At 37.0% G+C, this 19,493-nt stretch carries 21 protein-coding genes; 5 read left to right on the top strand and 16 right to left on the bottom strand.

Annotation, left to right across the window (positions count from 1 at the left end; genetic code table 11):
- Window positions 1-118: 118 nt before the first annotated feature.
- From BCL90_RS11280 to BCL90_RS11320, 9 genes are all read right to left on the bottom strand, one after another.
- Entirely contained in the window at window positions 119-940 is an 822-nt protein-coding gene (locus tag BCL90_RS11280; protein ID WP_121284069.1) for an alpha/beta fold hydrolase, read from the bottom strand.
- A gap of 154 nt (window positions 941-1,094) precedes the next feature.
- Complete coding sequence (locus tag BCL90_RS11285; RefSeq protein WP_121284070.1) at window positions 1,095-1,610, bottom strand: DsbA family protein; 516 nt, start codon at window positions 1,608-1,610, stop codon at window positions 1,095-1,097.
- Between the two features lie 15 nt (window positions 1,611-1,625).
- Window positions 1,626-2,336 (bottom strand): YoaK family protein, encoded by a 711-nt coding sequence (locus BCL90_RS11290; protein ID WP_121284071.1) that lies wholly within the window; start codon window positions 2,334-2,336, stop codon window positions 1,626-1,628.
- A gap of 42 nt (window positions 2,337-2,378) precedes the next feature.
- The gene (locus tag BCL90_RS11295) at window positions 2,379-3,101 is read right to left on the bottom strand and encodes a M17 family peptidase N-terminal domain-containing protein (RefSeq protein ID WP_121284072.1); all 723 of its coding nucleotides are present in this window, start codon (window positions 3,099-3,101) and stop codon (window positions 2,379-2,381) included.
- A 252-nt stretch (window positions 3,102-3,353) separates the two neighbouring features.
- Entirely contained in the window at window positions 3,354-3,905 is a 552-nt protein-coding gene (locus BCL90_RS11300) for an antibiotic biosynthesis monooxygenase (RefSeq protein WP_121284073.1), read from the bottom strand.
- 20 nt (window positions 3,906-3,925) lie between these two features.
- Window positions 3,926-4,987, bottom strand: a complete 1,062-nt coding sequence (locus BCL90_RS11305; RefSeq protein WP_121284074.1) for an NADH:flavin oxidoreductase/NADH oxidase — start codon at window positions 4,985-4,987, stop codon at window positions 3,926-3,928.
- Window positions 4,988-4,999: 12 nt separating this feature from the next.
- Window positions 5,000-7,207 carry an ATP-binding protein gene (locus BCL90_RS11310; RefSeq protein WP_121284075.1) on the bottom strand — a complete coding sequence of 736 codons (2,208 nt, stop codon included), beginning with the start codon at window positions 7,205-7,207 and terminating at the stop codon, window positions 5,000-5,002.
- A gap of 75 nt (window positions 7,208-7,282) precedes the next feature.
- Window positions 7,283-7,978 carry a LytR/AlgR family response regulator transcription factor gene (locus BCL90_RS11315; RefSeq protein WP_121284076.1) on the bottom strand — a complete coding sequence of 232 codons (696 nt, stop codon included), beginning with the start codon at window positions 7,976-7,978 and terminating at the stop codon, window positions 7,283-7,285.
- A gap of 63 nt (window positions 7,979-8,041) precedes the next feature.
- Window positions 8,042-8,515: a Dps family protein gene (locus tag BCL90_RS11320; RefSeq protein WP_121284077.1), complete on the bottom strand. Its 474-nt coding sequence runs from the start codon at window positions 8,513-8,515 to the stop codon at window positions 8,042-8,044.
- 322 nt (window positions 8,516-8,837) lie between these two features.
- Here BCL90_RS11320 and BCL90_RS25705 point away from each other — a divergent pair, with 322 nt between their 5' ends.
- The 5 genes from BCL90_RS25705 (at window position 8,838) to BCL90_RS11340 (ending at window position 12,380) form a co-directional block, all read left to right on the top strand.
- The gene (locus BCL90_RS25705; RefSeq protein WP_166792109.1) at window positions 8,838-9,008 is read left to right on the top strand and encodes a hypothetical protein; all 171 of its coding nucleotides are present in this window, start codon (window positions 8,838-8,840) and stop codon (window positions 9,006-9,008) included.
- A gap of 357 nt (window positions 9,009-9,365) precedes the next feature.
- Window positions 9,366-9,575, top strand: a complete 210-nt coding sequence (locus BCL90_RS11325) for a hypothetical protein (RefSeq protein WP_134380420.1) — start codon at window positions 9,366-9,368, stop codon at window positions 9,573-9,575.
- 338 nt (window positions 9,576-9,913) lie between these two features.
- Window positions 9,914-10,390: a hypothetical protein gene (locus BCL90_RS11330; RefSeq protein WP_121284079.1), complete on the top strand. Its 477-nt coding sequence runs from the start codon at window positions 9,914-9,916 to the stop codon at window positions 10,388-10,390.
- A gap of 208 nt (window positions 10,391-10,598) precedes the next feature.
- Window positions 10,599-11,570, top strand: coding sequence for an aldo/keto reductase (locus tag BCL90_RS11335; RefSeq protein ID WP_121284080.1), 972 nt, complete (start codon window positions 10,599-10,601; stop codon window positions 11,568-11,570).
- Window positions 11,571-12,380, top strand: a complete 810-nt coding sequence (locus tag BCL90_RS11340) for a helix-turn-helix domain-containing protein (protein WP_121284081.1) — start codon at window positions 11,571-11,573, stop codon at window positions 12,378-12,380.
- A 246-nt stretch (window positions 12,381-12,626) separates the two neighbouring features.
- Here the strand turns inward: BCL90_RS11340 and BCL90_RS11345 are convergent, their stop codons facing one another.
- From BCL90_RS11345 to BCL90_RS11375, 7 genes are all read right to left on the bottom strand, one after another.
- Window positions 12,627-13,469, bottom strand: coding sequence for an aspartyl protease family protein (locus tag BCL90_RS11345; RefSeq protein WP_121284082.1), 843 nt, complete (start codon window positions 13,467-13,469; stop codon window positions 12,627-12,629).
- A 534-nt stretch (window positions 13,470-14,003) separates the two neighbouring features.
- A complete protein-coding gene (locus BCL90_RS11350; protein WP_208529785.1) occupies window positions 14,004-15,404 on the bottom strand; it encodes a serine hydrolase in 1,401 nt (466 codons plus the stop codon).
- Between the two features lie 97 nt (window positions 15,405-15,501).
- The gene (locus tag BCL90_RS11355; protein ID WP_121284083.1) at window positions 15,502-15,705 is read right to left on the bottom strand and encodes a helix-turn-helix transcriptional regulator; all 204 of its coding nucleotides are present in this window, start codon (window positions 15,703-15,705) and stop codon (window positions 15,502-15,504) included.
- A complete protein-coding gene (locus tag BCL90_RS11360) occupies window positions 15,698-16,075 on the bottom strand; it encodes a hypothetical protein (protein WP_121284084.1) in 378 nt (125 codons plus the stop codon). Before BCL90_RS11360 ends, BCL90_RS11355 begins: the two co-directional genes overlap by 8 nt.
- A gap of 516 nt (window positions 16,076-16,591) precedes the next feature.
- Window positions 16,592-16,807 carry a hypothetical protein gene (locus BCL90_RS11365; protein ID WP_121284085.1) on the bottom strand — a complete coding sequence of 72 codons (216 nt, stop codon included), beginning with the start codon at window positions 16,805-16,807 and terminating at the stop codon, window positions 16,592-16,594.
- A 22-nt stretch (window positions 16,808-16,829) separates the two neighbouring features.
- Window positions 16,830-17,870 (bottom strand): DNA adenine methylase, encoded by a 1,041-nt coding sequence (locus tag BCL90_RS11370; RefSeq protein WP_121284086.1) that lies wholly within the window; start codon window positions 17,868-17,870, stop codon window positions 16,830-16,832.
- Window positions 17,861-19,489, bottom strand: coding sequence for a hypothetical protein (locus BCL90_RS11375; RefSeq protein ID WP_134380417.1), 1,629 nt, complete (start codon window positions 19,487-19,489; stop codon window positions 17,861-17,863). Before BCL90_RS11375 ends, BCL90_RS11370 begins: the two co-directional genes overlap by 10 nt.
- Between the last annotated feature and the right edge of the window lie 4 nt (window positions 19,490-19,493).

Genomic DNA, 19,493 nt, shown 5'->3' on the forward strand with positions numbered 1-19,493 from the left:
GTATATTAAAACCAAAACAGTGACGTACTGACATTATAAAAGCCCATGCTGTTTACCAGAATGGGCTTTATTGATTTAAAAATCAGATATTGTGATCAATGCTATCTCGACACCAGAATTACGATTGGATGAATTCTAAAATATCCTTATTAATTGTTGCGGCTTCCGTAGTCGGCATACCGTGAGGAAATCCAGGATAGGTAATCAATTTACCATTTTTTAACAACTTAGCAGACTTAACACCGGCATTTTGATAAGGAACAATCTGATCATCTTCCCCATGTAATACCAAAACCGGAATATCAACTGCTTTCAAATCTTCATTGAAATCAGTTTCAGAAAATGCCTTTATACCTTCATAATGAGCCACTATGCCGCCCATCATGCCTTGTCTCCACCAGTTCCTTTGTACACCTTCTTTTACAACTGCACCTTCCCTGTTGTATCCGTAGAATGGAATCGTTAAATCGATATAAAATTGTTGCCTGTTGTTAAGCGTTTGCTCTCTAATGCCATCGAAAACGGACATCGGTACGCCATCCGGGTTGCTATCACTTTGTACCATTATTGGCGGAACTGCACTGATTAATACGGCTTTTTTGGCTCTGCCATTAGCATATTTATTAACATAGCGGATTACTTCGCCGCCACCTGTAGAATGTCCGATGTGAACAACGTCCTGCAAGCCAAGAAAATCGACCAACTCAGCGGCATCGGCAGCATAAGTTTCAATATCGTGTCCATAAATATCCTGGCTTGACCGACCGTGACCTCTCCTATCATGTGTAATCACTCTGAAGCCCTTTTGCAGGAAAAAAATAACCTGTGCGTCCCAGTCATCTGATGATAAAGGCCATCCATGGTGAAACATTAAAGTTGGTCCCTGACCTTGATCTTTGTAGAAAATTTCTGTTCCGTCTTTTAATTTTAGCGTACTCATAGTTTTAAGTTTTTAGTGTTTGTAATTATTTATTTTAAAGGTTTTTATTTTATCGTTTATCAAAAGTAAACTGGTGAAGGTGTTTAAATCTTGACCTATGATAAAATTGTCTGGTCTTATCAGGCTAATTTCATCTTCTTCCAATTTGATTTGGTTATTCTTTTTCTGCACCAACCAACTGAAATAAATCTTCAGCAGTGCCTTCAAACTTTTTACCATTAACATAGAATGAAGGCGTTCCATTTACTCCACTGACAATTCCACTTGCAAAATCTTCATCAACTTTATCTTTCAATTCAGAACTTTCCATATCACTTTTGAATTGAGGAATGTCCAGTTTCAATTCTTTTGCCAATTCCAACAATAAATGTTCGTTCAAATTCTGCTGATTTTCGTAAATGGCATCATGCATCTCCCAAAATTTATTCTGTAAAGCCGCTGCTTCCGCAGCTAGCGCCGCAGCTCTTGCATATTCGTGCATCTCAGATAGTGGGAAGTTCCTGAAAACGAATTTAATCTGACTTCCAAACTGATTCATTAATTCTTTAAGAACAGGATAAGCGGCGCCACAATAAGGGCATTGGTAATCTCCGTATTCTACGATAACAAGATCGGCATTTAAATTGCCTTGTGCATGGTCGGTATTGCTGACCGCTGGTTTTAGTGACATAATTATTTTGTTTTACTAAGGTTTTGCATTTAATAATTGGATAGGAATGAACACTGAACTGATGAGCAATAAAGATGCGGGAAGAATCAGCGTCCAGTTCGCCAAAACGGGAAGCAGAAAAGTAGCACCAGCTGCACCCGATAAAAACCCAGCCCATAAAAGCAATAAAAGGATTGAACTGGATTTGCTTTGTTTTCTTTCCATTTCGTTATTGGTCATACTCCATATAGCTGTATTTCTAGCCAAACTATTCAATGTACCTGTAACAAAATCCGTGTTTATCTTCTGGTTACCTACTGAAGTTACGATCGTATTCATAATTCCCATTGAAAAAGTAATTATCCCTATAGATTGGCCAACGTTGATGGTGTGGTAAAAAGTAATTATTGTATAAGAAGCCAATACCCCTGAAACGATAAAAACAGGCAACCTTTTCATTCGGTTTCTTTTCCAGAAGGCCAGGCAGGTACCCGCATAAACTCCGAGGAGAAAAGATGCAATTGCAGTCAGCGATGTGAATACAATCCCTGAATTTCCTTTAGCCAGAGCGGCACCTAATTGTGTTGTGTTCCCACTCATAAAAGATACATAGGTTTTCCACTTGATCAGCCCCGTTGCATCAATATATCCAGCAATCAGGGCAAGAAATATCGCGAAACGCTCCTGCATCCTCGCAGTGTCAAAGGAAGCGTACAAGCCTGATGTGGGAATTATTGACTGTTCCATCTGTAAGAAATTGGACAATTAGTTAATGCTACTGACGAACAATTAATTATTAAAAGCTGCGATTGCTTTCGTGATTCCTTCGCCGGCGGTAACGAAGAAAGCGGGGCCTGCCAGTAAAGTTATTTTCTTTATGGGTTTCAGGTTCGACATCTTTTTATTCTTCAGATAAACCTGGGTACGGTAGGCATTGATTGCTCCGGTAACACCATATCCTGCAACTTCTGCAGTTGGTGAATCTATTCCGGCATCTTTCAAATCAGATGCAAAGGCATATTCTGCAACACCCAGGCGCAATGCTTCTTCCATACCAACGGTGGCAACCTGCTGCATTAGTTGGGGAGTGAATTTGTTCCGGTCGCCCAATCCGATAAGCAGTAATTTTTTGGCACCGATGGTTCCTGAAGGTGGCGTGATTAATATAGTTTCTAATGAATGACCTGCGAATTTGCCGGATTTCCTGAGGTCTGTGATGAGTCCATTTAAACTTTTATCCAGATGAACCATTCCATTAACGGCTTCGGGTAAAGCGGGTGGCGAATTGAAGATATCACCTTCTGTATATTCAAAAACACATGCGATTTGCAATTGGGTAGTTTCGGTTGAAGGTCCTTGCACCATTCCTTCGATGGTAATGCCGTCAACTTTTCCCCAGATTTTAGACGTGTTTACAGCCGCTGTTTGTGCAAAAGATAATTGTGGTGCCGTAATGAGCATCGATATATATAGACCAATGCATGCTACTTTTTTAATGTTTCTGGTAATCATAACAATAGATTTAATAGATTAATAAATGGTTAAATTATTTTTAGGCTTTGGTTGATTAAATAGTTTGTTTTCCTGCTGTAAATCTATCGCAGAATCAGAGCCCTTTACTTTCTAATTCGGTGAACAGGCAAAAAGAATCGTTAGAAATGCAAGATGTTGCTTGCTAAACTGCTCTAAAACAAAAATCACCGCCATACAGCAGTGATTCTTTAGATCTAATGATAAATAAATTGGACTTCAGCTCTTATCAGCTCATTTAAACAGCCATTTTTTAATTAACCTGGTGTAGTTTGGCATCACCACATAAACCATCAGCAAAACAATACAACCAGAATTTATAAAGGCATCAAGATAATGGTTAACCGGAATGCCCAGCCATCTTAAAAATGGCAACAACAAAACCGGGATAATTAACGATAAGGGATAAATTGCCGACCAGGTAACCAGATACTGTTTCCAGCGAACGGGCACCTTATGACCTTCATTTTCTGCATTGAAAAGAAAATCCAGGCCGGATTTTATTTGATATCTGTCATTCTTTCTGAAGAAAGGGCTTGCCTTTTCAATGAGTTGCTTCCGGTCTTCAGATTCCATCCAGTTTTTTAGGTTTTCAATGGTATCAAAGCGGATAATAACAGTATAAACAAATGTCAATTTAGGAATAGGCCTTACGATCTGCAAATCGATAAAGCCTGTTGCATGTTTAGAAACAGGTAAGATTTCATCTAACCATTTTTCGTATTCTTTTTGTTTACCTTCCAGTATATGGTGGGTAATTACGACAGAGGCACCTGAATTTTCCATAGGGAGACGCGTTGATAAATCTAATTGAAAGCCCTTTTATATTGCCATGGCACTTCGATGCCCATTTCCAACTCCTTAGCCGAATGGATAGCAAAATAAGGATCCCGCAAATGTTCCCTGGCAATCACAACCAGATCCGCCTTGCCATCAGCAATAATTTCATTTGCTTGTTTTGCATCGGTAATCATGCCGACAGCGCCTGTGGCAATGCCTGTTTGTACCTTGATGGCTGTTGCAAAAGGAACCTGATAGCCCGGAAAAACTTTGTCACGACTTACATTTGTAAATCCTCCGCCAGATGCGGTAATAAAATCCACCCCGTTTTCTTTCAGTATTTTGGAAAGGGCAACGCTATCTTCCAAAGTCCAGGCATCTGCAGTATCTATGTAATCTACTGCGGAGATTCTAACCAGCAACGGCATGCCCTCTGGAATTGCTTTTCTTATTTCTCTAATGGTTTCCACCAGAAGACGGATCCGGTTTTCAAAAGTTCCGCCATATTCATCCTGCCTTTTGTTAATAACTGATGAATAGAACTGATGAAACAAATAACCATGGCCGGCGTGAATTTCAATTGTATCAAAACCAGCTTCAACAGCACGACGTGCGGCATCAACAAATTTTATTTTTAATTCATCAATCTCGGCAATCGTTAGCTCCTGCGATAGTACACCGTTCAGTTCTGTTGCAGAACAGGTTTTTACAACCCAACCTCCTTCCTCCAGGCTTAAGGGTTTCATACCTTCATTAGGATGTTTTAGACTACCCTTTCCTCCGGCATGCCAAAGCTGAATACCGATTTTGCTATCCTGTTCATGAACGAAATCTACAATGGTTTTCCAGGCATTTTTTTGCTCCTCATTCCAGATGCCTACATCACTTAAGGTCGCCAGTCCTTCAGGAGATACTGCCGTACATTCGGTAATGATTAAACCTGCACCACCAACGGCACGGCTGCCCAAATGTACCAGATGCCAATTTCCCGGGATTCCGTTCTGTGCACTGTATTGCTGCATAGGGGATAATACAATCCTGTTCTTTAAAGTAAGATTGCGAAAGGTTATGGGTGAAAATAGGTCCATTTTATTTTTCTTTTATAACTGTTGTAAAAAAATTTTAGCTTCAGCAACTGCAAGGGTTAAAATACTTTTTAAATCTTCTAAAACCTGCCGTAATAATGCCTTTTGTTCGGTCGCAACTTCAAGCACATCCAGTTTTTCTTCTAAGATTGTCAATAATCCCATCATGGCAATGCTAGTTTTAAAATCATGGGCCCTGTGGTTTACAGTTACAAAATCATGGCTTTGATAGCCGCTTAGAAGCTCCTGCAAATGAAAGGGTACGTTATCAATAAATTGTTGGGTAACTGTTTTTTCGAAATCTGTATCCCCACCGCTTATTGAACGCATATAAGCAAGATCGAGATACTGAAAGTGGGTGGTGATTTCTACCGCTTTTTTTTCTTTTTGTTGTGCGTTTTCAAGGCCGAATCCGGATATAAACTTAAACAATTTTTCCTCATTAATCGGCTTGGAAAGGTATTCATTCATTCCGCGACTGAGGCATTTTTCTCTTTCTCCCGCCATTGCATGTGCCGTCATAGCGATGATTGGAATGTTGGATTTCAACACATCGCGTATGTGCTGCGTGGCTGCATATCCATCCATCTTTGGCATTTGGATATCCATCAACACCAGGTCGTAGGTTTGACCGGACAGTTGTTCAATTGCTTCCAGACCATTTGATACAATATCAAAATTGACATTCCATTGCAATAATAAGTGCTGCATCAAACTTTGATTGATGGCATTATCATCGACAACCAAAACCCGCAATGGCGCATTTGATTTATCCTTAAAATAACTGGTATTTACAGCTGGTATTACAGGGAGTTGACGCTCAGCAATGCCATAAGGAATATAAAAACTAAAAGTCGTTCCTTTTCCCTGTTCGCTGCTTACTTCAATATTTCCATTTTGTAACAAAATCAGATTTTTCACAATAGATAAGCCCAAACCTGTCCCTCCGTAATTTCGGGTTATAGAATCTTCACCCTGGTTAAACCGTTCAAAAACTTCGTTTAATTTTTCTTTATCAATCCCTATTCCAGTATCAGCAACCTTGAAACCAACCGTTATTTTACTTCCTGTTTGTTCTTTTTTATACACTTCAATATTGATTTTCCCGTGCTGTGTAAACTTGATGGCATTGCCAATCAGGTTGACCAAAATCTGCGTCAATCTTGTGGCATCGCCGGTTAATGTATCGGATATAGCCGGATCTATCGTGCTGGAAATGTTTAAACCCTTTTCTTTTGCCCGTTCCAGGAAAAGTGTTTCCAAAGAATTGATTAAACCATTTATACTGAATGTTCCCGGGGTAATGCGCATCATACCCGCCTCAATTTTAGAAAGGTCCAGAATGTCATTGATAATGGCCATCAGATTCTCTCCTGAACGTTGAATCGAAGACACAAATTCTGTAGCAATTGCATCCAATGATCTTTTCTGCAGTAAGTTGGTAAAACCTAAAATACCGCTTAAAGGCGTTCTGATTTCGTGACTCATATTGGCCAGAAAATTTTCTTTTGTTTGCGCCGCCACCGATGCTTTCTGCTCAGCAATGGCCAGTTCCTGTATCAGTACATGTTGCCTGCGAAACTGGCGAACGATATGATATCCAATGATAGCGCCACTTAAAACAAGCAATGCCAGGATGGAAATATCATAGAGCCTTGCCTTTCTTCCCATTTCCTCGCTTCGCCTGCTCAGTTTTACCATGTTCAATTGCCGGCTTTCATAAATTTTCGCCGTAATTGATGTGATTTCGTTGGAAATTCTTCTCGCCCCTGGATTGGCGATGGAACTCCGATCGTCCATGTTTCCAATAGAATGGTAGCGACGTAAAAGCTTCTCCTTAACTATTTTTTTGTCCAATGCCAGAACGCTTAGCCGATGGATCAGCGCTTCTTCCCTTGTATCAACATTATCTTTTGAAAGCGAATCGAGAAAGTTTTCTACCTGGTCTACCTTCTGGTCTACCCCTTCCAGGTGGGTCGTGTCATTTGTAGCTATAGAGGCCCTTATTCTACTTTCCACACCTAAAATATCTCTGTCAATCTCCCTCAGGTGATTGCTGGAACGCAATTCCTTTAAGAGTATGTTGTTGTTGTTGATCAGGGCCCTGGTATTCCGGGCCGAATTAATTTGCAACGCGATGAGGAGAATCGAATCAGCAATGAATGTAAACACAATCAGGTAAGCAAAACGTTTATTGCCCATCACTGTAGAGATATTGATCATAAACTAATGTATAAATTGATGATAGGAACGCCTCAGCTCAAGCGCATTTCACGGCTAAACAAATGAACACCTCAATTAAAAAACATTCATTTTTGCATTGAGTGTTTTTCGATAGGCATCGGCAACAGGAATAAATTTCCCATTGATCACGACCCCGCCATCCTGCAATGTGTCTATTTTACCAACCGCTACAATATAAGAGCGGTGAACCCTGATAAAATTATTTTTCAGCAGGCGTTCTTCAGCAGCTTTCATTGTACCATGTATGGCAAACATTTTTTCTGAAGTATAGAACTTTACGTAATCACCCATTGCTTCCGCATAAAAAATATCATCCAGGCTCAATCGTCTCGTAATATTTGAATCTCTGACGAAGATGAACTCTTCCTTATCAAACTGCACATGCTCTTTTTTACTGTCTAATATAATCTGGGCTTTACTAACGGCCTGTAAAAACCGGGCCGGCGTAAAAGGTTTCAACAGGTAATCAGCAATATTCAGTTCGAAAGCTTCAAGCGCATATTCCTTTTTTGAAGATGTAAAAATGATAATAATATCCTTGCTTACCAGGTTTCTGGTCAGTTCTATTCCTGTCATTTTGGGCATCTCAATATCCAGGAATATCAAATCGACCTGATTGTTCTGCAAATGGTGATAGGCTTCTATAGCATTATTGTATTCATTTACAATAACAAGCTTTGGAATTTGTTTCGCCAAATGGGCCAAAGTGGTTCTTGCAATATCATTGTCGTCAACAATCAGCGCTTTCATAGAGATAGTTTATTTGTGATTCAAATATAACTATTCCATTTATTTTATTCTTTTCAGAATCAATTATCTGAAGTAAGAACGGATCATCCAGGCCATTTCCTCGTGTGTTTCCATTAGTCCGGTAATAAAATCGCTGGTGCCATAATCTTTATATTTTTCTGCAAAAGGAACGATATTGCCACGTAAAAATTCGATGATGCTTTCGTGGTCCCTTAAGAGGTCTGCCATATAACCTAAACCATCATTAGTTCTTTCGCTGTATTCTGTAAGGTGAGTAAGTTCTAAATAAGTTTTCATTGTTGCAGGTGCAAAATGACCGATTTTACGCATACGTTCGGCTACACTGTCGGTTAATTCATCGAGTTGTTTGTATTGATTTTCAAAGAAAATATGGTTTGCGTGAAAATTATCACCTGTAACATTCCAATGTGCGTTTCTTGTTTTGGTGTACAATACAAATTCATCTGCCAATAATTTAGCTAATTCTACAGCAACTGCATCTGTGTTTTTTTCTGTAATTCCAATGTTAGTTTTCATGATTCAAAGTTTTTTATTTAAGCGATATTGCTCTTTTCATGGTTTAAAGATGCAGCAGGATCGGCTTAAAATCATTTGGCTTTCGATAAACAGGCAAAATGAATCGTTGAATGGTTGGTTAAAAATGTTGGTACTATTAGCTCATGCTTGCCTTTTATTTTATTTATTCGATTAAAAAAGATAAACTGAAAATTATTAAAGACTGATTATATTAACCTATCATCTAATAGATTTAGCTAAATAAAAAACATCGTACTTATTTATTGGCTGGGCTGTAGCGTCAGCCGACTATCGTCCGTTTAAGTAGCAAAACCAACTAAATATGAAATTTCTAACCAACACACTAACCTTATTTATTTGCCTAAGCTTTGCGTCTATCCTGTTGTTTTCTGGCTGTAAAAAAGAAGAAGTCACCGCTGCCCAATGGGGAGAGCGTGCTATAGCCAAACATAACGAGATCCTGGCGCTATCGGCTAATATACCATGTAGCTAAAAAGCTCAAACAGCAGTACAAACCATCCAACGCGATTGCTCGGTCCAGTTTTTCCCTGTTTTATCTTCCGACCTGCAAAAATATGAAAGGCTTAAAAAGGAATACCTCGATCTGATTGACAAACAATATGCAGCCTGGTACAAAGAGGGACTTATTGTCGAACCTTGCTTTGAAATCCTGTGGTCCACCGACCAGCCAATCAGGCTCGACTGTAAAGATGATAAAGTTTACCTGATTACCGCGGAAAACCTACCGGTTGAAGAAGCAAAATCACTAATCACCACCACCAAAAACCAAATAGACAACCTGACCGCCGCATTAAGCTGTACCAGTGATGCAAACTGGAGTTTTACCAGATTGATCAATCAACAGACCATGAGCATGGAATATGTTCCCTTTTCCCGCACAACAGACTTTAAAGAACTTCAGGCAAAAGTCTCTTTATATAACAGGCTAAACCTCAATGTGATCAAAGCCGAAAATAAGGGAAATAACTTCACAAATGTAAAAACGGTAGAGAAAATTGATTGCGTGGACGGCAAACCGGTAATTAAATTCAAAAATTAGCATTATAGCAAGTTTAGAGGACATCCTAGTTCAGACACTAACTTATGAGATCTACCTTGTGTTTAGCAGGCAAAGTAGAGAGAAAGCCTCCCCTTTCTATTTGCCTTTTTATAAGTAAGATCAATGAATTGTAAGGGTGTCTTTATGGAACTTTCTGACCAAACTCAATAGTAAGTTTGATCTACTAAGCAACAATTCTAATAATTGGGAAGCAGGTTTAAAAAAAAAGAATGTCAGATGATATGGAGGTAAGTGCATCCCTGGAAATTTTACCGATACGCCAATCAATAAGAAATCTTTTATTGGAACCATATTTGTACAAGTAAAGAAAATTAATCATGAGCGTTAAACAAAATTTATTTGCCCTATCCATATTGCTAACCGGTCTGTACAGCTGTACGCAATCTAAACAAGATAGTTCCGCTAGCAACCAAGCCGCAGCAGACAGCACCGAAACCTCTATAAAAGGTTGTTACCTTCACACGGTCAACAAAGACACTTTTCAACTCGCCATTACCGCTGTTAATAAAAACGATATAGAAGGATCAATTATTTATAATTTTTCAGAGAAAGATGATTCTAAAGGCACTTTCATTGGTCATTTTGACGGAAAGATCTTAAAAGGTGACTATACTTTTCAGTCTGAAGGAAGCACTTCTGTACGTGAGGTGATATTCAAAAAAACACAAACGGGTTTTGTTGAAGGAACCGGCGAAGTTAAAGTTGTAGACAACAAAGCGGTATTCTCTAAACCTGACTCGATATCTTATGAAAATGGTATAGCCTTTACAAAAAGTGAAACTTGCCTGCCTTAAATTTGATAACTGGTTTCTTTGTGAAAAGATTGGCACCGAATAAACTCTGATTTACAATAATTAAGATATCCGGCCTTATTTACATTTCCGTTTAGCAGATCTCCATGCAGGATTATTATCTGGAACCCGGTTTTTCATGAGCCGTACAGTCATGCATATTGAGCCGTGCAGGTAAATTACGCATGATTTAAATTCAGAACTTTAAATCATGAAAAATAGCACAACAATTCAATTAGGCCAAAATGGGCCTTTAGTATCCAAACTAGGTTTGGGCTGTATGCGCATGTCCTCTATCTGGGGAGGATCTACACCTGATGAGACGGAAAGCATTGCTACGATCCATGAAGCACTGGATAATGGCATTAATTTTTTGAACACCGGCGATTTTTATGGAGCTGGTCATAATGAGATCCTGGTGGGCAAAGCCATAAAAGGGAGACGTGACGAGGCGTTTATCAGCGTAAAATTTGGAGCGATCTTTCATAATGGACATTGGCTGGGACTAGATCTGCGTCCCATCGCCATTAAGAATTTTATAAACTACTCACTAACCCGTTTGGGAATCGAAACCATTGATTTATACCAACCAAGCCGGATGGATGACAGTGTACCGGTAGAAGACATCATCGGCACAGTCGCTGATCTGGTTAAAGAAGGTAAAGTTCGCTACATCGGTGTATCAGAGATCACGGCCGACCAGCTTCGCAAAGCCAATAGCGTTCACCCGATAAGTGCATTAGAGATCGGGTATTCACTAGCCGAGCGCGGGATAGAAAGTGACTTGCTTCCGGCGGCTAAAGAATTAGGAATTGGTGTGGTGGCTTTCGCTAATACAGCCGAAGGTTTATTGACTGGTGAAATGAAAGCCCCGCTCGCCGAAAATGATTACCGCAATCACTTCTCCCGTTTTCAGGGCGAAAATTTAGTTCATAACCTGGAAAAAGTGGAAGTTTTAAAGCAACTGGCTGCCGATAAAGGTTATACACCAACACAGGTGGCCATAGCCTGGGTAAAAGAGCAGGGAGACTACATTATGCCCTTAGTAAGCATGAGCCGCAGATCGCGCTTGCCTGAAAATATTGCTGCGATGGAAATTGTATTTACGCCCGAAGAAATGAATACTTTAAATACTACTTTTGCAACAGGCGCTATCCAGGGCGGCACTTATTTACAACGCTAAATGATCAGTCCAGCAGAGATTCTTCCCGGTGTAATATTCTATTCTTACCTTTCTGCAGAGCGGAAGGAGAAAGCTTGTTTTTGGAATCACCATACTTTAATTCTACAGGTCTCGGGACAATTTACGTTGGAAACCTCTACGCAAACCATTTCAATGACCGCCGGTGAAATGCTGCTGATCGGAAAAAATCAACTAGGTACAATTACCAAAACACCGCTGCCCGGTTCAAACTATGAAACCATCGTGATATCCCTGCAGGAAGATCTGTTGCGCAGGATCGTGTTAGAAGAAAGACTTAAAGCAGACCAGAAATATGTTGGCCCGCCAAATATTTTAATTCCTTCTAATGAATTCCTACAGGGTTATTTTCAATCCATTGTTCCGTATGCACGTAGTTCCGGCGCAGAGATGACAGACGAAATGGGCATCCTGAAGGTAAAGGAAGGCGTCAAATTGCTGATGCTTGCCATGCCGGTGTTACTTAATTTTTTATTTGATTTTTCAGAACCTTATAAGATCGACCTGGAAAAATTTATGCTGCATAATTTTCATTTCAATGTTCCTGTAGAGAAGTTTGCACAATTAACAGGTCGCAGTCTTGCAGCCTTTAAAAGGGATTTTATGAAGACTTTTGGTGCTCCACCCCGTCACTGGCTTCAGGAAAAAAGGCTAAATGAAGCTAAACATCTCATTGAAGCCAAACATCAAAAGCCATCCGCCATCTATCTCGACCTGGGCTTTGAAAGTTTATCGCACTTCTCCCATTCTTTCAAGAAAAAGTTCGGCAAGGCACCTACGGAATTAAAGTAATATTAACACTCACTAACAGATATTTAACGGAATATAAGCAATACCAAGTTGACTGCAAAAGAACATAATGCCCGATTTCAAAAATGATCTTGCACATCTAAAATATGTCCTCCAAACAAGATTAGCCAGACTGTTAGAAAATTCAGTTTCTTTGCTGCCTGAGTTTAGGAACAGATTGTGAATAATAAAATTTTAAAACTAAAAAGACAATTCCGAAAAATAAAGAAAGATAAATCTATCCGCTTTTTACTCGGCGATAAATATTTTCCTTTTGGCAATGTCAATGGTCAACACCTTTCCCAACCAATCTATACTGGTCTTACCTTCGTAAATCAGTCCGTCAACAAATGCAACATCAAGCCCTTCCATCTTAAGCAGGTTATTCACTGTATTTAATTCGGAAAGCTTACCGATATAATAGTTATTTTCCTTCTTAAAATCGCTTTTTACAGGGACTGCTTTAAAATCTGCTTTATTTAGGGCCAAGAGCTCCATTAACTTTGAACTGAACCAAAATGATTTTTGTCCGGCTCCACTATCCAATAATGTCTGGATTTTCAAAGTATTATTCAATTTTATATAGGTAAAAATATCAAGGGCTCTGCCTGCATAATCTGCTATCTGAATATCGATGCTTTTTTCATTTTTTGTTGCTTTATCAAAAACAATCTTTTTGTTGAGATAATCAATCGTAAGCGGTGTGTTGATGAAGGGTTGGAGAGAAATAATTCCATCAATATCCCCAAAATCTAAATCGACAATGGCGTATTGTTGATCTTTAAACTTTCTGTTATTCATTTCAAACCCTGTCGCATTGTACAAATCTAGGTTTAACTCTTCTCCTGTGGCCCTATGTCCGACGAAAAAGTTGCCGGTTTTTTCATTCTTGAGTTTTTGAGAAAATTTAGTAAAAATGGCATTAAGCCCTGCTCCGGTATCCAGAATAAAATTCCCCTCCACATTATTTATTTTTGCCTTAATGATGATATGCCCGCTGGCGTTCATTGTAAAAGGCATTTGTGCATTAATTTTTAAAGAAAGAAATAGTAAGATAGAAAGGATGGTTACCGTAAATCGTCTTTTTCTCATTGTTATTTTTTTAATGCTTTGTTAGCTTATTGCGATGGATTTATTTGATTAACAAATATACTTTATTTTTAAGCAATCAGCCCCGGTACAAAAAGAGCCGGATCAGGCAAAAAAATTGGGGATTTTGAGAAGTTTATGCCAAACAAAAAGCGTAATGCATCAAATGATCCATGATCTACGCTGATTTACAGCGAAATAAGTGATAAAAAAGAAGGGCAAGCGACCGTTTTACCGTGCTTGCCCTATTTGGCTCCCCTAACTGGGCAATTCTCGAACCAAATTATGGCCTCACTGTCTAAATTAGCTTCTCTTGGTGACTAACCAGATTGAATTAAAATTCATATTGAAGCTTAGTTAGTATGTCATTTATGTCCCCAAAGATAAATTATGGAGTTGCTACTTAGAGAATATATAATTTATGTAAAGCTTTGTCTCTTTGGGGTAGGAAGATCGAACTAAAAATCTTAATTTAAGAGAATTTCATGGTTGAATTCAATAATTAGGCAACCTCAAAGCAATTTTTATTTGTTCACTTCATTGTTGTTTGGCCGATGTAGCTAATAAATCATTGGATAATGCGTCAATTTTATCGTTAATATCAAACACATTGGACAAGATGATGACTCCGGTTTTTTCATTAATTTTCATTACAACTGAAGATGAATATCCACCTGTTCCACCATTATGCCAAAATAAATTTTCACCAATTGCAGGTTCTAATTTGTGCCAACCTAACCCAATTTTTGTATGACCATTAATTTCGAAAGTTGTTTTTCTTGTCAATTCAAGTTCTTCATTTTTAGGGTCGAATTGGGCATTGATAAACTTTGCGAGATCTTCTGTTGTAGATAATATACCTCCAGCGCCGAATAATGCGTCAAAATCCCAATTAGAAACTATTTTCCCCTCCTTATTTAATCCTTTAATAAGTCTAATCCCTAAGGTTTGTAAACTTGTGACTGAGTTTGTCATTTTGTACTTATCAAAAATTTTCTTTTTTAAAAGGTTCTGAAAAGTTGTTTTCTGAGATAAACCCAGTGTGTAACCTAATAGTCCGGCACCAATATTAGAGTATGAATAAGTTGTGGAAGGCACATTTTCAAGTTTTACGAAGTTTTTAAGATACTCTTCTACTTCGATTTTGCCATAACTCTTATATGGATTCGCATCATTTTTTGACCTCAAATTTTCAGGTAGACGCGGTAAACCAGATGTATGATTTGCCAAACTTTCAAACGTTAACTTAATGTTGTTTTTAAACGGGAACTGATAATATGAATTGATTTCGTCTGTTGATTTAATTTTTTTACTTTCAATGAGTGAAGCTAAAATGGTTGATGTGAAAACTTTTGTTATCGAGCCAATTTCAAAAAAAAGATTTTGATTTTCGCACGGTTTTATGGTGTCATTTATTTTCGTAATGCCATAATAATTTGTTTTCCCATCTTGAATTATGGCAATAGAAAGTTGAGTATTATTCGGCAAATTTTTGGATGCTGAAAAGACGATTTCAGCAATTTTCTTAGGGTAACTGTTCAACGAGTTTACGATTTTATTCTCGCTCATCTCGGCTTCTTCATAAGGTTTCACGAAGAAACCGTCTATTTGATTCAGATCATTAAGAGAAATGTTTACCGCCATAATGGTTTTTTCAAATTTCGTTTTATACCGTGCGTAAGTTTTGCCTTGATAGTTGATAAACTCCATGCTTTCTATATTACCCAGCTGGCTTTTCAAACTGGTTAAAAATAATTTTGTTTTCTCAATAGGCAAGGATTTTTTCATTTCTGGTGAGAAATGGCTGAAAATTTCATTATATCCATTTGCGTTATAATTCTTTTTGAAGTTATCAATCGTAGTCTTATAATTTTTATTTTGAGCGAAGGCAGAATCTGTAATAAAGATTGCTATTAAGAAGGAAATTAGTATTTTCACAGGTATTGTTGTTTATTTTCTAAAACAGATGGAATTATCTAAATGCAGGTGCTTTTAGAAATCATGGCTTAATGCTTTTTTAATTGGAAACACATAATTATAAATCAGAGTCTTCTAAAATAAATATTTCATTTACGGAGGTATTGAAGACTCTCGCTATTTTCAATGCAAGTAAAGTTGAGGGTACATACTTTCCGATTTCGATGGAGTTAATAGTTTGACGAGAGACACTTACCTTTTCAGCCAAATGTGCCTGAGTATAATTTCTCTTTGCCCGTTCTACTTTTAAGTTATTAGTCATCGCCTTTATTTTTGCTTAAATAAAGGCTAGAAAAATAAGTGACGTTAGCAACCGCAAAAATTAGTATTATGAAATGATCAATACTGGTTAACTCATATGAAAAAATATGCTGTTTCACTAATTCTGAACTAATCATTTTGAAAGTATACCCTATAATGATTGCAAAATATATAGAGGTCATTTTTAGGCTCAGCAGGCGTTCATCCATAATTCTCTCCCATGATGTAAACAAAATAAATAACCCAAAGATTAACACTTTCGTACTTTCAGGTGATTGACTACTTATTAACATTGGTATTCCTATAGCGATTAATAGGATTCCTATGAATTTTTGATAATAAAGGAGTTTGGTAAAAGTTTTAGCTTTCATATTAGATTTTAATTTCAGTAAAGATAAGTAAAGTTGTCATAATGACAAGCAAACTTTATAATTGTCAAAAATAATTATTGACTTTCTACCTTCAACGTAGGAAGCAATTTTGATTATTCCAGCTTAAAAAAACACCCTCCTCCACAACATTTGGCATCGATCCGTTTTTTCTGTATAGGTTAACTCAATTGTACGCTTAAAAAAATGCCTAGTCCACGACTTTTGGTATTGATCCGTAAGAAGGTCTTAGTGAAGTAGGTTTGAAAAATTCAAAGGGCTTGCACAGTATGGATGGGAAATTGGGCTCGAACCAAAAATCAGCCTCTATTTGCTGTATGCAATGATTTTAAAATCAGCTAAAAACAGAAATGCCCTTCACGATATCATGAAGGGCATTGGCTCCCCTAACTGGGCAATTCTCGAACCAAATTATGGCCTCACTATCGAAATTAGCTTCTCTTGGTGATAAACAAGATTGAATTGAAAATTCCTATTGAAGCTTAGTCAGTATGTCAATTATATTTGCCCAAAGATACAATTCTCGATAGAGATAGTGTTGGTATTTTCAGCAAAAAATGAAACGGTTATTTTAGGAACAGCTCCAAACACACGTGAAAAATTATTCGCTTGAAGGTTTGAAGAAAGTTGGTAGTTATTCCAACGGAAAGACCAAATTTGAATTAGATTATCAACGTTGTCTTCACGGTGGAAGACAAACGCTTTATTTTCCATTGTATTGATTTTTATATAAAATCTAGGTTCCAATGATTAAAACTTCCTCATTAACATTGTTGCTTCTGCTCAATGCGTAGTTATAACTTCCGAGATTTATAACCTCTACATTATTTTTAACGTTTTGCATAATTTCGGAAATTTCTTCAATTGAAGGGATCCCATTATTACGATATGATACTACAATTATAGAATTTTCATGCAAATTGATAAGTCGCCGTAGCTCATCTTTGAAATTTTTCTTATTCTCAAATTCTGGATTGTTATTTATTGAGATTTCCTTATTTGTCTTATGTTCAACAATAAATTCAGGTATCTGATCATAATTAGCGAGACCTTCTAAAAAATGATATTTCGAGTGATATGTTACATGGCTGCTCTCTTGAAAATAAGGAGGATCTATGTAAACCAACTCTGCTACTGCATTACAATTTAGCGCGGTAGTATTTAAAATATTGCAATCTTGAACACCTTCAAAATTAAACTTGGTAAGCTCTTCAGAAAACTTGACAAACAATTCTTCAAACGTCTTCTCCCAAGTAACTTTATTACCAAATCCGCCACCGGAAAAGTTCGTTCTCAAATTTAAATTTTTTCGGTGAAAAAGATTATATGGCCTTTTAATCAAACAAGCTTGAAATAACAAATAAAATCCACTTGCTTTTTGTGCATTTGTTTCAAGATCATCAATATTTTGAACAATAATGTCTATTAGTCTATTTTCATCATCTGGGTAATATATTCCGGAAAAGTTCTCCTCAATAAATCTGTTGTAGATTTTGTCAGGTCTTACCTCTAATAAACCAAGTACATTTTCAATAGTTAGAGGGTTTATATTATTCCCTATAATAGCTTGTGCTATCAGACAATTAAAGCGAAATATATCATTATAAGTTACTTCCTTACCTTTTGCTTTAGCATAGTAGGAGAAAATCCCCGTTCCTCCGAAAATGTCAAGTACAGAATTAAAATTGAGATTCCTTGCCTCTAAATGATTCCAAATTATTTCTACTAATTTCCGTTTTGAGCCAGAGTAACGAGTAATCGGTAATTCTACTGGCATATATTATTGACGATTGTTAAAAGTTTATTATACTCTGGTTCTGCAATACACGTGATAATATTTTCTCTACTTTTTGGTATAGGTATATTAAAATTATAAGGAGTACAGTTGAGTCCATCTCTAGTTTTGTTGTAGTCGTCCATTTCTTCCATAAAATTCCAAAATGTTTCGCAGGTATTATCACTGTATGGAGCTATTAAGTAAAATTCCAATTTAACATCTAAGAATGAAAATCCTTTGATGAGTTTGAAGCACTTTTCTTGAAATTTCTCTATTACAAATCTATTCAATGTAGTTTTTGCTTCAACAATGCAAATCTTATTGTCAGTTTTTATGACAAAATCCAACTCACCCAATGTTTGATTATTTATTGAAAGGTGGAAGTTTTTAATATACTCCGAAGTACATTGACTGATTACGTGTTGGAGTAAATCTTCGAAATAATTTGTCAGAAAATAAAATGCTAGTTCAGGTTTCAATGCATATACATTTTCGAGCCTTTTAATTTTTGGCACTGAAATGTCTCTATAGTTTTTTAGCTTACCATCATCGTTCATACCCCAGTGAAGCAGGTTATAGCTATCTGAATCTCCTAGTTTTTTATCCGCATAAATACCTAATGCGGTTTTTCCATTTTCTGAGGATATAAAAAAGTTAAAATTTTCAAGGTGCTTTAAATCTTTTATATGATTTACATCATTAAAGAATGCAAAGTAAGGATTATCCTCGGTCAAGACATTAGAATTCAGGTATACATTTTTATTCAAATATGAAAGCAAATTATTTAAGGCACTTTCCTTCATTTTTGATTTGAACACAGTCAAAGTTTCCGAATCGGCTTCTGTTTTTCGAACCTCAACCCGTGCAAATACATCTCGTATCTGTAACCAGTAATAAATGTGAAGTGCTTCTGCTTTGATATATGGCTTTAACTTAGTTGCGCTTATAGGAAATGCAAATCCATTATAAACAATACCGATTTCCTTATTTTCTTCTAAATTGTTGGTTCTTAGTATGGAGATTTCTTGGTCGGGTTCCAATGCGATATTTAGCTCGGAAAGAAATTTTTCTCTATTCAAACTTATATCTTGCAACTCAATTGGATCAAATTCTAGAACATTTACATCAAAAATATCTAAAGGAAGATATGGTAAATCAATTAGTTTTTTCTCGATAAACTTAATTGAAGTATAATATAATTCGGAAAACTGAATATTGAGCGAAGCAGTAAGGCTATCTTTTAAACGACCATTACGTAGCTTTGAAACTAAGTCCTTGAGTACATCTTTCTTATGGATAAGTTTAAGCAATTTTTCTTTTGTACCCTTGTTTTCATCAGCTGCATGCTGATCATTTTCGGTTGTCGAGGCTTTTGCCTCATTCAATACGAAGATGGATTTAGAAGGCTGGTGAATTATTAAAATATTAGTGCTAGCTAAATTTAATCCTTCTACTGCGAACTTATTGTAATAGGTAGCAATCGCAGTTGAAAGTTCATCTAATGTTATAAGGTCTTGGCCAGCCTCATCTTTTTTGAATTGAATTTGTATATTCTGTGTTATAAATTCATCTTCAAATAAAATGTCTATTCCAGTATCTGGCGAAATAACCAATGACATTTGA

The organism is Pedobacter alluvionis (assembly GCF_003664035.1).
GTDB classification, from domain to species: Bacteria; Bacteroidota; Bacteroidia; order Sphingobacteriales; family Sphingobacteriaceae; genus Pedobacter; species Pedobacter alluvionis.